Origin of the sequence: Rhodobacter capsulatus SB 1003 (genome assembly GCF_000021865.1) — a bacterium.
Classification (GTDB): domain Bacteria; phylum Pseudomonadota; class Alphaproteobacteria; order Rhodobacterales; family Rhodobacteraceae; genus Rhodobacter; species Rhodobacter capsulatus_B.
The window spans coordinates 40,233-52,679 of record NC_014034.1 but is presented as its reverse complement, the minus strand read 5'-3'; the positions used below and the strand labels follow the sequence as shown (position 1 = coordinate 52,679).

The 12,447-nt window shown below is 66.5% G+C and carries 9 protein-coding genes; all 9 read left to right on the top strand.

Annotation, left to right across the window (positions count from 1 at the left end):
* Positions 1 to 20 precede the first annotated feature (20 nt).
* The 9 genes from RCAP_RS00210 to hslU all read left to right on the top strand — a co-directional run bounded on the left by RCAP_RS00210 (position 21) and on the right by hslU (position 12,437).
* On the top strand, positions 21 to 1,628 hold the full coding sequence (locus tag RCAP_RS00210) for a PAS-domain containing protein (protein ID WP_013065789.1): 1,608 nt from the start codon (positions 21 to 23) through the stop codon (positions 1,626 to 1,628).
* Positions 1,629 to 1,667: 39 nt separating this feature from the next.
* The gene (gene tsaE, locus RCAP_RS00205) at positions 1,668 to 2,144 is read left to right on the top strand and encodes a tRNA (adenosine(37)-N6)-threonylcarbamoyltransferase complex ATPase subunit type 1 TsaE (RefSeq protein WP_013065788.1); all 477 of its coding nucleotides are present in this window, start codon (positions 1,668 to 1,670) and stop codon (positions 2,142 to 2,144) included.
* A 1-nt stretch (position 2,145) separates the two neighbouring features.
* Positions 2,146 to 3,147, top strand: coding sequence for an aminoglycoside phosphotransferase family protein (locus RCAP_RS00200; protein WP_013065787.1), 1,002 nt, complete (start codon positions 2,146 to 2,148; stop codon positions 3,145 to 3,147).
* Positions 3,123 to 3,815 (top strand): nucleotidyltransferase family protein, encoded by a 693-nt coding sequence (locus RCAP_RS00195; RefSeq protein ID WP_013065786.1) that lies wholly within the window; start codon positions 3,123 to 3,125, stop codon positions 3,813 to 3,815. Before RCAP_RS00200 ends, RCAP_RS00195 begins: the two co-directional genes overlap by 25 nt.
* A complete protein-coding gene (addB, locus tag RCAP_RS00190) occupies positions 3,802 to 6,735 on the top strand; it encodes a double-strand break repair protein AddB (RefSeq protein ID WP_013065785.1) in 2,934 nt (977 codons plus the stop codon). Before RCAP_RS00195 ends, addB begins: the two co-directional genes overlap by 14 nt.
* A complete protein-coding gene (gene addA / locus RCAP_RS00185) occupies positions 6,732 to 10,097 on the top strand; it encodes a double-strand break repair helicase AddA (RefSeq protein ID WP_013065784.1) in 3,366 nt (1,121 codons plus the stop codon). The genes addB and addA overlap by 4 nt, the downstream gene beginning before the upstream one ends.
* 52 nt (positions 10,098 to 10,149) lie before the next feature.
* A complete protein-coding gene (gene trxA, locus RCAP_RS00180; protein WP_013065783.1) occupies positions 10,150 to 10,470 on the top strand; it encodes a thioredoxin in 321 nt (106 codons plus the stop codon).
* A 111-nt stretch (positions 10,471 to 10,581) separates the two neighbouring features.
* Positions 10,582 to 11,139 (top strand): ATP-dependent protease subunit HslV, encoded by a 558-nt coding sequence (hslV, locus tag RCAP_RS00175; RefSeq protein ID WP_013065782.1) that lies wholly within the window; start codon positions 10,582 to 10,584, stop codon positions 11,137 to 11,139.
* Entirely contained in the window at positions 11,136 to 12,437 is a 1,302-nt protein-coding gene (hslU, locus tag RCAP_RS00170) for an ATP-dependent protease ATPase subunit HslU (protein WP_013065781.1), read from the top strand. The genes hslV and hslU overlap by 4 nt, the downstream gene beginning before the upstream one ends.
* Positions 12,438 to 12,447 lie beyond the last annotated feature (10 nt).

Sequence of the window (12,447 nt, the reverse complement as noted above, 5' to 3'; positions counted from 1 at the left end):
CAGGCGAGAGGGCTGCAGTCATGCAGATTGAGATATTCCAGGCGATCCTGATTGTCGCGACCTCGGTCGGATCGGCGCTTCTGGCGCTGCTGCTGCTGAGCATGGTCTCGGTGCGCAAGACCGGTCCGGATGCAAGGGTGGCCACGCATCCGGTGCTGGAACAGACGGTGTTCCTGTTCGACGATCAGGATCTGATCGATGCGACCGGCCCGGCGCGGGCGCTGCTGGAATCCTCGCCGATGGCTCTCTCGGATTGGGCGCGGCTCCTTGCCTTTGTCGCGCCGCGGTTCGACGGTTTCGCGGCCGCGATGCTGACCCTGGCCGAACGCGGCCGGATCGAGATGGTGTCGAAACCCGAAGAGGGTCGTCGCACGCAGATCAAGCTGATCGCCGAAGAGGTGAACGGCCTGGCGCGCATCACCCTCATCGATCCCGAGGCCGAGGGCCGCGGCGTTCTGGTCGACGGGTTGTCGCAACGCGCGCTGGAAGATGAACTGGATCTGATGCGGCTGACGCTGGACCGGGCGCCGACGCTGATCTGGCGCGAGGACGAGACCGGCACGATCACCTGGGCGAACCGCGCCTATGTGCTGCGCTCGGGCGCCTTTGCCGAAACCGAAGAGGCGATGCTCTGGCCCTTGCCGCGGCTGTTCCAGATGGATGAGAACGCCCGGCACACCGGACCGCGGCGGCTGCGTCTGGATGACGGCGATCAGCGGGCGGCCTGGTTCGATTGCCATTCCTTCCCGATGGACAAGGGCGCGCTGCATTTCGCCCTGCCGGCCGATTCGACGGTGCGGGCGGAAAAGGCGCTGCGCGATTTCGTGCAGACCCTGACCAAGACCTTTGCCGATCTGCCGATCGGTCTGGCGATCTTCGACCGCGCCCGGCAGCTGCAGCTGTTCAACCCGGCGCTGATCGATCTGACCCAGCTTGGCACCGATTTCCTGTCGAACCGGCCGACGCTTTATGCCTTTCTCGACCGTCTGCGCGAGGCGCGGATGATGCCCGAGCCGAAGGATTATCGCAGCTGGCGGCTGAAGATGACGGAACTGGAACAGGCCGCCGCCGCGGGCTTCCATTCGGAAACCTGGATGCTGCCCTCGGGTCAGACCTACCGCGTCACCGGCCGTCCGCATCCCGATGGCGCCGTGGCCTTCCTGTTCGAGGACATCTCGTCCGAAGTGTCGCTGACCCGCCGGTTCCGGGCGGAACTGGAACAGGGCCAGGAAATCCTCGACATGATGAGCGAGGCGGTGGCGGTGTTCCAGCCCTCGGGCGAGCTGACGGCCTCGAATGCCGCCTATGACCGGCTTTGGGGCGTGGAAACCGATACTTCGCTGCGTCGCACCACCATTCTGGATGCGGTCCGGCTGTGGCAGGGCAAATGCGACGGCTCCGATCTCTGGTCCTTGGCGCGGGGGTTCAACAACCGTCTCGGCCAGCGTTCGCTGATCGAGGGGACGGTGCGGCGTCGCGAAGACGGGATGATGATCGGCTGCCGCTTTGCGCCGATGACCGGCGGGGCGATGATGGCCAGCTTTCTGCCGAAAGGCGTCGTGACCCTGGACCCGCCCAGCCGGGCGATCTTCGACGAGGACCGGGCGGTGAAGGTTCTGGCCAGTTAAGGGGCTTGCCGCGGGGGGCAGGGCCGCTAGAGTGCGGCCATGCAAGATGCCCCCGTTCTTCTGTCCCTGAATCTGCCTGACGCCGATGCCACCGACCGTTTCGGCATCGCGATGGCCCGGCTGTTGCGGGCCGGGGATGTGCTGTTGCTCGAGGGTCCGATCGGCGCGGGCAAGACCCATTTCGCCCGCGCCCTGATCCGCGCCCGTCTGGGGGGACCCGAAGATGTGCCCTCGCCGACCTTTACCCTGGTGCAGGTCTATGGCGCCGATCCCGAAATCTGGCATGCCGATCTTTACCGCCTGACCCATCCCGACGAAGCCGTCGAACTCGGTCTGGAGGAGGCCTTCGACACCGCGATCTGTCTGATCGAATGGCCCGAACGTCTGGGCGATCTTCTGCCCGAAAAGGCTCTGTCCCTGCAGTTTTCGCTGCTTGACGCCGGTGCCTCGCGGCGGGTTCTGCTGCGCGGCAAGGCCGATTGGGGGGCGCGTCTTGCGACCTTGGGGCAGGACTGAGATGGCCGCGACCGAACCCGACATCCTTACCTTCCTGAGCCGTTGCGGCTGGGCCGGGGCCAGGCGCCGCCCCCTGGCCGGGGATGCCTCTGCCCGCCGGTATGAACGGCTGCATCGCAAGGGCGACACCGCCGTTCTGATGATCGCCCCCCCGGGCGCGGAGATGACACGGTTTCAGCGCATCGATGCCTGGCTGCTGGCGCAGGGCTATTCCGCGCCGCGGATTTTCGGTATCGACACCGAGACCGGGCTGATGCTGCTCGAGGATTTCGGCGACGACCAGTTGGCCCGGCTGCTGCGGCAAGATCCCGCAAGCGAGGCGGCGCATTACGCCGTGATCACCGATTTCCTGCTTGATCTGCACCGTCGGCCGCCGCCCGACTTCGTTCCCCGCCTCGATGCGACGGGGCTTGGCGCGCTCGTGTCGCTGGCCCGCGACTGGTATCCGCTGCGCGACCCCGCCGCCGCCGAGGCGATCGCGCCCCTTGTCACCCGGCTTTGCGAGGGTCTTGCGCCCCTGCCGCCGGTTCTGTCCCTGCGCGATTTTCACGCCGAAAACGTGATCTGGCTGCCCGACCGCAGCGGTGTCGCCCGCCTGGGACTGCTTGATTTTCAGGACGCGGTGGCCACCCATCCGGTCTACGATCTGGTTTCGGCCCTGCAAGACGCCCGCCGCGATGTGGCGCCCGCCGTCCTTGCGGCCGAACTTCGCCGCTATGCCAGCGCAGGCGGGCTGGATCTGGCGGAGCTTGAGCGCGCCTTTGCCCTGATCGGCGCGCAACGGGCGCTGCGCATCCTCGGCATTTTCGCGCGTCTCTGTCTGGCGGGCGGAAAGCCCGGCTATGTCGATCTGATCCCGCGGGTCTGGGGCCAACTGCACCGCGATCTTGGCCACGAGGCTCTTGCACCGCTGCGCGCGCTGGTGACACAAGCGCTGCTGCCGCCCGATGCGGCACTGCTCGAAAGGATGAGACGGCAATGCGGTCAACACCCGATGCGCTGATGCTTTTCGCGGCCGGTCTTGGCACGCGGATGAAGGAATTGACCCTGCACCGGCCGAAACCGCTGCTGGAAGTGGCAGGCAGGCCGCTGCTTGACCATGCGCTTGATCTGCCGCGGACGGCGGGGATCGGTCGCATCGTCGCGAATGTGCATTATCACGCCGATCAGATCCTGACGCATCTGGCCGGAACCGGGGTTCTGGTGTCCGATGAAACCGATCTTCTTCTGGAAACCGGCGGCGGATTGCGCAAGGCCCTGCCGCTTCTTGGTCCCGGGCCGGTCTTCACGCTCAACACCGATGCGGTCTGGACCGGTCCGAATGTGCTCACGTCCCTGTCTCAGGCTTGGGACGGCGGTCGGATGTCCGCTCTTCTGGCGCTGGTCCCGCGCGAGGCGGCGCTGGGTTATACCGGCGCCGGGGATTTCGCGCTGGCGCCCGATGGCCGGATCCGTCGCGGAACGGGCTATGTTTATACCGGGGCGCAAATCCTCGATCCGGCCGGAATAGAGACGATTCCGGACCCGGTTTTCTCGCTCAATCTGCTTTGGAACCGGATCCTGGCCGAAGGGAGTGCCTATGGTGTCGTCCATCCCGGCGGCTGGTGTGACGTCGGTCGACCCGAATGCATTTCGCTGGCAGAGGGGCTGTTGTCCGATGCCGCCCGCTGACCCGCAGGTCTTCGCCCTGCCGCCCGGCGTCGATTTCGCCCGGGAGCTGGTGCAGGGGCTGGTCCAGCGGATGCGGGACGAGCCGCCCGAGGCGATGGCCCGGGTTCGCCTGATCCTCAACGCCGGGCGGATGAGCCGACGTGTCCGCGAGGAATTCGACGGTCTGGGCACCCGCTTTCTACCGCGGATCGAGCTGATTTCGGATCTGGCCCGGGTGCCGATGCCCGGTCTGCCCGCGCCGGTCCCCGCGCTGCGCCGCAAGCTGGAACTGGCCTGTCTGGTGGACCGTCTCGCCCGGGGGCTGCCGGGATTCGAGACCGGATCGGGCGTCTTCAGCCTGACCGACAGCCTGCTGGCGCTGCTCGCTGAGATGCAAAGCGAAGGCGTGCATCCCGAGGTTTTCGAGCGTCTCGACATTCAGGCCTCGCATGCGGAACATTGGCGGCAAAGCCTGGCCTTCATCCGCATCGTGTCGCGGTATTTCGAGACCGACCTCGACGCCGAGGGGCGGCAAAGGCGTGTCGTCGAGACGATGGCACGGACCTGGGCGGACCGCCCGCCGCAGGAGCGCATCATCCTTGCGGGCTCCACCGGCTCGCGCGGGGCGACGCGGCTTCTGATGCAGGCCGTCGCCGCTTTGCCGCGGGGGGCTCTGGTCCTGCCGGGCTTCGATTTCGACATGCCGGAACCCGCCTGGGCCAGTCTCTGTTCCGGCCCGATTCCGATCGAAGATCACCCGCAATTCCGCTTTCGCGCCCTGCTCGATGGGCTGACTCTGTCGCCCGCGCAGGTGGCCCGCTGGACCGAAACACTGCCGGAGGCGCCCGGGCGCAATGCGCTGGTCTCGCTGGCGCTGCGGCCCGCGCCGGTCACGGATCAATGGATGCGCGAGGGTCAGGCCCTTGCCGATCTGCCCGCCGCTTGCGCGAATGTGACATTGATCGAGGCCACCGATCCGCGGCAGGAATCGCTGGCGATCGCGCTGGTTCTGCGGGAAGCGGTGTTCCGGGGCAAAAAGGCGGCGCTGATCAGCCCGGACCGCATGTTGACCCGTCGCGTTGCGGCGGCCTTGGACCGCTGGTCGATTCTGCCGGACGATTCCGCCGGTCAACCGCTGCCACTGACTGCACCCGGCCGTCTGATCCGGCATCTTGCACGCCTGCCCGGGCGCAAGATCCCGATGGAGAGCCTGCTTGTCATCCTCAAGCATCCTTTGGTGGCGACGGGATCGGCCCTGCGCGGAGCGCATCTGCGGCTGACGCGCGAATTCGAATTGTCGCTGCGCCGCAAGGGCCCCGCCTTTCCCGATGCCGAGGCCTTGCGGGACTGGGGCGGCACCGCAGATCCCGAGCGTCAGCACTGGTCCGATTGGCTGGCGGCCCTGATCGACGCGGTGCCTGCCGGCGGAAATCATCCGGTTTCAGCCTGGTTGGAGACGCTTTCAGCGCTTCTGGACGGCTTTGCCGCCGGGCCGGGCGGCAGCGTTGCCGCGAGTGAACTCTGGTTGGGCGAAGCCGGTCAGGCGGCGTTTCGAACCCTCTCGGATCTGGCCGCGCAGGACGAAACCGGCCTCACGGTGAGTGCCGCGAATTTCGCCGATCTGATCGACACGCTGCTGAACGAGGGTCAGGTGCGCTCGACCCTCGCGGCGCATCCGCTTGTGACGTTCCTTGGCACGCTCGAGGCGCGGGCGCATGGGGCCGAGCTGGTCGTTCTGGCCGGTCTGAATGAAAAAAGCTGGCCCGAGGCGCCGTCGCCCGATCCCTGGCTCAGCCGGAAGATGCGGCTGGATGCGGGTCTGTTGTTGCCGGAACGGCAGATCGGCCTGTCCGCGCATGACTTCCAGCAGGCGATTGCGGCACCCGAAGTCGTGCTGTCGCGGGCGCGTCGTGACAGCGAGGCGGAAACGGTGCCCTCGCGCTGGTTGAACCGGCTGCTCAATCTTGCGGGGGGCCTGACCGCGGCGCAGGGCCCCGAGGCGCTGGCGCAGATGCGGGCGCGGGGAGCGCGGTTTCTCGACCTCGCCTCTCAGCTTGATCTGCCGCAGGAGCGGCTTGCGCCCGCCCCCCGGCCTGCGCCGCGCCCCCCGGCCGAGGCGCGTCCGCGCCAGCTTCCGGTGACCGCAATAAAGACGCTGATCCGCGATCCCTATGCGATCTATGCGGCGCGAATCCTGCGGCTGCGGCCGCTCGATCCGCTGAAACCCGGCCCGAACCCGCGTCTGCGCGGCGAGGCCCTGCACCGTGTCGTCGAGCTGTTCGTCACCGGCTTCGATCCGAAAAACAGTCTCGATTCCGGCCAAAAACACCTCTCGGAGCTTGCCGAGACGGTGTTGCAGGAAATGATCCCCTGGCCTTCGACGCAGCGGCTCTGGCTGCATCGTCTGCTCAGGATCGCGCCGCAGCTGGTGGCACAGGAAGCGCAACGGCGCGCGGAAGCGACGCCGGCGGTGATCGAGACCTCGGCGTCGATCGAACTTGGCCCGACGGGGTTCACCTTGACGGCACGACCCGATCGCATCGATCTGCAGCATGACGGCACGGCGCTTGTTTACGATTACAAATCCGGCACCCCCCCGAAAGAGGCCGAGGTCCGGCATTTCGACAAGCAGCTGTTGCTGGAGGCGGCGATGATCGAACGCGGCGCCTTTGCGCAGATCGGGCCGCGGCAGGTGGCGGGGATGAGCTATGTGCATCTGGGCGGCAGTGGCGAATGCCGGATGCTGGCCCTGGGTCGCGAGGATGTCGCGCAGACCTGGACCCGGTTGCAGGAGCTCATCGCGCGCTATCTTGCCAGGTCGCAGGGCTTCGCCGCGCGCCGCGCGATGCAGATGAGCCGCGACATCGGGGATTATGACCACCTGTCCCGTTTCGGCGAATGGGACATCACCGATCTGCCGGTCCCGGAGGATGTCGGATGACCCAGCGCAATCCCGCCAGCGAACGGCAGGTTCAGGCCGCCGATCCTGCGGCCTCGACCTGGCTGGCCGCCAATGCCGGATCGGGCAAGACCAAGGTGCTGACCGACCGCGTCGCACGGCTGCTTTTGGCCGGAACAGAGCCGCAAAAAGTGCTGTGCCTGACCTATACCAAGGCCGCCGCGGCCGAGATGCAAAACCGGCTTCTGAAGCGTCTGGGCGATTGGGCGATGCTGCCCGATGCCGATCTGCGGGCGCAGCTTGCGGCTTTGGGCGAGTGCGGGCCGCTCGATGCGGAAAGCCTTGCCCGGGCACGGCGGCTTTTCGCCCAGGCGATCGAGACCCCGGGCGGGTTGAAGATCCAGACCATCCATGCCTTTTGCGGCGCCTTGTTGCGCCGGTTTCCGCTGGAAGCCGGAGTTTCGCACGGATTTGCCGAAATCGACGACCGCACCGCCGCACGGATGCGCGAGGAGGTTCTGGAAGAGATCGCCTCGGGTCCGGACCGGCCGGTTCTGGACCTCTTCCTGCAGGCCTTCACCGGGGCCGATCTGACCGGGATGATCGCCGAAATCAGCCATGACAGAGACGCTTTTTCGCATCGCCTGACCGAGGCGGATCTGCGCAAGGTGCTGGGGTTGGCCCCGGATCTGCGTCCTGAAACCCTGCCCGATGCGGTCTTTCTGCCCGGCACCGATCGGGTGATTGCCGCGGCGATTCCGCTGTTGAAGACGCAATCGGCGACGATGAAAACCTTGGCGGCGCAGCTTTCGCTGCTTGATCTGCTGGCCCCCGGGCCCGCGGATCTGGCGCGTCTTGCCGATCTTTGTCTCGTCAAGGACGGCAGCCGCGTCTCCTCCAGGTTTCTGACCAAAGGCGCCATCGAGGCTTTCGGTCCCGATCTTGCCGAGGATGTCCTTGACCTGGCCGAGCGCGTGCGCTGGGCGCGGGAGCAGGAAAACGCCCTTGCGACGCTGAACCGGACCCTTGCGCTGCATGATTTCGCCCGGGTGCTGCTGCCCGCTCTGGCCCTGAAGAAGGCGCAGGGGGGCTGGCTGGATTTCGACGACCTGATCGAGCGGGCCGGGGCGCTTCTGTCCGACCCTTCGGTTGCGCAATGGGTGCTGTTCCGGCTGGATGGCGGCATCGATCACATTCTGGTCGATGAGGCGCAGGACACCTCGCCCGGGCAGTGGCGGGTGATCGAGCGGCTGGCCGATGAATTCACCTCGGGCGACGGGGCCCGGGACAGCCGTCGCACGATCTTTGTCGTCGGCGACCGGAAGCAGTCGATCTATTCCTTTCAGGGCGCCGACCTGACCCATTTCGAGGCGATGAAGAGCCTGTTTTCCGCAAAATTCGCGGCGATTTCGCGCCCGCTTCAGGATGCCGCCCTGCTGCATTCCTTCCGCTCGTCGCTGGCGATCCTGCGTCTGGTCGATCTGACCTTCCGCGGCGATCCCGCGCTGGCGCTGGGCGGTGCCCCGGAACATCTTGCCTTTCACGACAAACTTCCGGGCCGAGTCGATCTTTGGCCCGTGGTGCCGAAACCCGACAAGACCGAGCCGGAGGAGTGGGACGACCCCGTCGATCGGCCCGGCGCCGATACCGCGCCCGTCGTGCTGGCTCGGGCGATTGCCGCCGAGATCCGCGCGATGGTGGATGCCGGGGTGCAGCTTCCGGGGCGCGAGGGGCCGCGGCCGGTCACTGCCGGGGATTTCCTGATCCTCGTGCAACGCCGGTCCGGGCTGTTTTACGAGATCATTCTGGCCTGCAAGGCGCAGGGGCTGGAGGTTGCGGGGGCGGATCGGCTCAAGCTTGGCGGCGAGCTTGCGGTCAAGGATATCGTCTCTGTTCTGGCCTTTCTGGCCACGCCCGAGGATGATCTGTCGCTGGCCGAGGCGCTGCGATCGCCACTGTTTGGCTGGAGCGAGGACCAGCTTTTCCGGCTGGCGCAGCCGCGCAAGGGCTATCTTTGGGCCGCGCTGCGCGAGGCGGGCGACGAGGCGACGCTGACCGTTCTGCGCGATCTTCTGGATCGGTCGGATTTCCTGCGGCCCTATGATCTGATCGAGCGGCTTCTGACCCGGCACGAGGGCCGCAAGCGGCTGGTGGCCCGCCTTGGCGCCGAGGCCGAGGAGGGGATCGACGCGCTGATCGCCCAGGCTTTGGCCTATGAACAGACCGAAGTGCCCAGCCTGACCGGCTTTCTGGTCTGGCTTGGTGCCGACGAGATCGAGATCAAGCGGCAGTCCGACAGTGCGGGGACCGCGCTGCGGGTGATGACGGTGCATGGGTCGAAGGGGGTCGAGGCGCCGATCGTGATCCTGCCCGACACGGCGAAGCTGCGCAATTCGCAGCGCGGCGAGCTGCTGCTGGCCGAGGGCATCCCGTTCTGGAAATCTGCCGCGGCGACGCTGCCGCCCGTGCTGGCGCAGGCGCAGGCCGAGGTTCTGGAACGGCAAAGGCACGAACGTCTGCGGCTGCTTTATGTGGCGATGACCCGGGCGGAGAAATGGCTGATCGTCGCCACCGCGGGTGACGAGGAGGAGGGTGCCGAAAGCTGGCATGCGCTGGTCTCCGGCGGGATGAAATCGGCCGGAACAGAGACGGTTTCGGCGCTTTCTGAACCCTTGCAGGCGCTGGGTCCGGTCTTGCGGTTCTCGCATGGCGACTGGCCTGAAAATGGCACGCCGGTCGGCGCGGCCGAGGTGGTGCGGATCGCGCTGCCGAATTGGGCGCGGGAGCGGGTTCTTCCTGTGCACAAAACCGCCAAGGCGCTCTCGGCGTCGGATCTGGGCGGGCCGAAGGCTCTGCCCGGAGAGACGGCGGAGCTTTCGACCGAAGCGGCGATGCTGCGCGGGCGGCGCCTGCATCTGCTGCTGGAACATCTGCCGCAGGCGCCGTCGGAAACCTGGCCCGATCTGGCGCAGTCGCTGCTGGGGTTCGGCAATGACAGAGCCTTTCCCGATGAGATCGAGGCGCTGCTGACCCGGGCGCTTCAGGTGCTGACGGCGGTCGAAAAGGCCGGTTTCCTTGGCCCCGACACCCTGGCCGAGGTGGAGCTGACCGCCGAGCTGCCGGAGCTGGGCGGGCAGCGGCTGCACGGGATCATCGACCGGCTGCAGATCGGGCCCGACCGCATCCGGGTGCTGGATTACAAATCGAATGCCATCGTGCCGAACACCGCGGCCGAGGTGCCGCTGGGGCTGGTCCGGCAGATGGCGGCCTATCGCGCGGCGCTGCGGCAGATCTATCCGGGGCGGGCGGTCGAATGCTTCCTGCTTTGGACCGAGACCGGCGCGGTCATGCCGTTGGGTGACACCCTGTTGGAGGAAGCCCTGCTTTCCGCCACAGCATCTTGACGCGCGGCCGGGGCAGACCTAGCTTCCCCCAACCCTCAATCTGGAGAATCCCATGGCTACCGTCGCCGTCACCGATGCCACCTTCGACGCCGAAGTGCGCCAATCCGACCTGCCCGTCGTCGTCGATTTCTGGGCGGAATGGTGTGGCCCCTGCAAGATGATCGGCCCGTCGCTGGAAGACCTGTCGACCGAGCTGGCCGGCAAGGTGAAGATCGTCAAGGTCAATGTCGACGAAAACCCCGACAGCCCGGCGGCGCTGGGCGTGCGCGGGATCCCGGCGCTGTTCCTGTTCAAGGACGGTCAGGTCGTTTCGAACAAGGTCGGGGCCGCGCCGAAAGCCGCGCTGCAGGCCTGGATCGAAGCCTCGCTCTGATCGCCGCCAAGCAACCGCAAGGGCGCCTTCGGGCGCCCTTTTGCATGCGCGCAATCCGTCATCTTGCAAGCCGTGTCGGCGCCGCACATATCTGCGCAAACGGAGGGCAAGATGACCGACGAGAAATTTCCCGGCTGGCATGGCACGACGATCATCGGCGTGCGCAAGGGTGGCCGCGTGGTGGTGGCCGGTGACGGGCAGGTGAGCCTGGGTCAGACCGTGATCAAGGGCACGGCCCGCAAGGTGCGACGGCTGAGCCCCGGCGGGCGCGAAGTGGTGGCGGGCTTTGCCGGATCGACGGCGGATGCCTTTACCCTGCTGGAACGGCTGGAGAAAAAGCTGGAAGCCGCGCCGGGGCAATTGGCCCGCGCCTGTGTCGAGCTGGCGAAAGACTGGCGGACCGACAAATATCTGCGCAATCTGGAGGCGATGCTGATCGTCACCGATGGCGCCGATCTTTATGTCATCACCGGCGCGGGCGACGTGCTGGAACCCGAACATGACGTGACGGCGATCGGCTCGGGCGGAAATTACGCGCTGGCCGCGGCGCGGGCCCTGATGGACAGTGACCTTGATGCGGAAGCGATTGCCCGCAAGGCGATGGCGATTGCCGCCGACATCTGCGTTTACACCAACGGCAATCTGACCGTGGAGAGCATCTCGAAATGACCAGCCTGACCCCGCGCGAGATCGTTTCGGAACTTGACCGCTTCATCATCGGCCAGGCCGAGGCGAAACGCGCCGTCGCCGTGGCCCTGCGCAACCGCTGGCGGCGGCAACGCCTGTCGCCCGAGATGCGCGAAGAGGTTTACCCCAAGAACATCCTGATGATCGGGCCGACCGGCGTCGGTAAGACCGAGATCAGCCGCCGTCTGGCGAAGCTGGCCAAGGCGCCCTTCCTCAAGGTCGAGGCGACGAAATTCACCGAAGTGGGCTATGTCGGCCGTGACGTGGAACAGATCATCCGCGATCTGGTCGATGTGGCGATGGTCGAAACCCGCGAACGCATGCGCGAAGAGGTCAAGGCCCGCGCCCACAAGGCCGCCGAGGATCGGGTGATCGAGGTTCTGGCCGGGACCGATGCCCGCGAACAGACGCGCGAGATGTTCCGCCGCAAGCTGCGCGATGGCGAGCTCGACGACAAGCAGATCGAGATCGAGGTGGCCGAGACGGCTTCGGCGCCGCAGATGATGATGGGCAATCCCGGCATGGAACTGCAGATGCAGGGGCTGCAGGATCTGTTCAAGGCCTTTGGCGGCGCCCGCAAGACCCGGCGCAAGATGAGCGTGGCGGAAAGCTACGAAGTGCTGATTTCCGAGGAAGCCGACAAGCTGCTTGATGACGAGGCGGTGAAGACCGCGGCGCTGGAAGCGGTCAGCCAATCCGGCATCGTGTTTCTGGACGAGATCGACAAGGTCGCGGCGCGGGCCGAAACCCGCGGTGCCGATGTCAGCCGCGAGGGTGTGCAGCGCGATCTGCTGCCCTTGATCGAGGGCACCACCGTTTCCACCAAATACGGCCCGGTGAAGACCGATCACATTCTCTTCATCGCCTCGGGGGCGTTTCATATCGCCAAGCCCTCGGATCTGTTGCCGGAACTGCAGGGGCGTCTGCCGATCCGGGTGGAGCTGCGGCCGCTGACCGAGGAAGATTTCGTCCGCATCCTGACCGAGACCGACAATGCGCTGACGCGCCAATACACCGCGCTGATGGCGACCGAGGAAGTCACGGTGAGCTTCACCCCCGAGGGCATCGCGGCCTTGGCCCGGATCGCCGCCGAGGTGAACCGCTCGGTTGAAAACATCGGCGCGCGGCGGCTTTATACGGTGATGGAGCGGGTGTTCGAGGAACTGTCCTTTACCGCGCCCGACCGTTCCGGCGATCAGGTGACGGTGGATGCGGCTTTCGTCGAACGCCATCTGGGCAGTCTGGCGCAATCCGCCGATCTGAGCCGTTACGTGCTCTGACCTCTGGTGA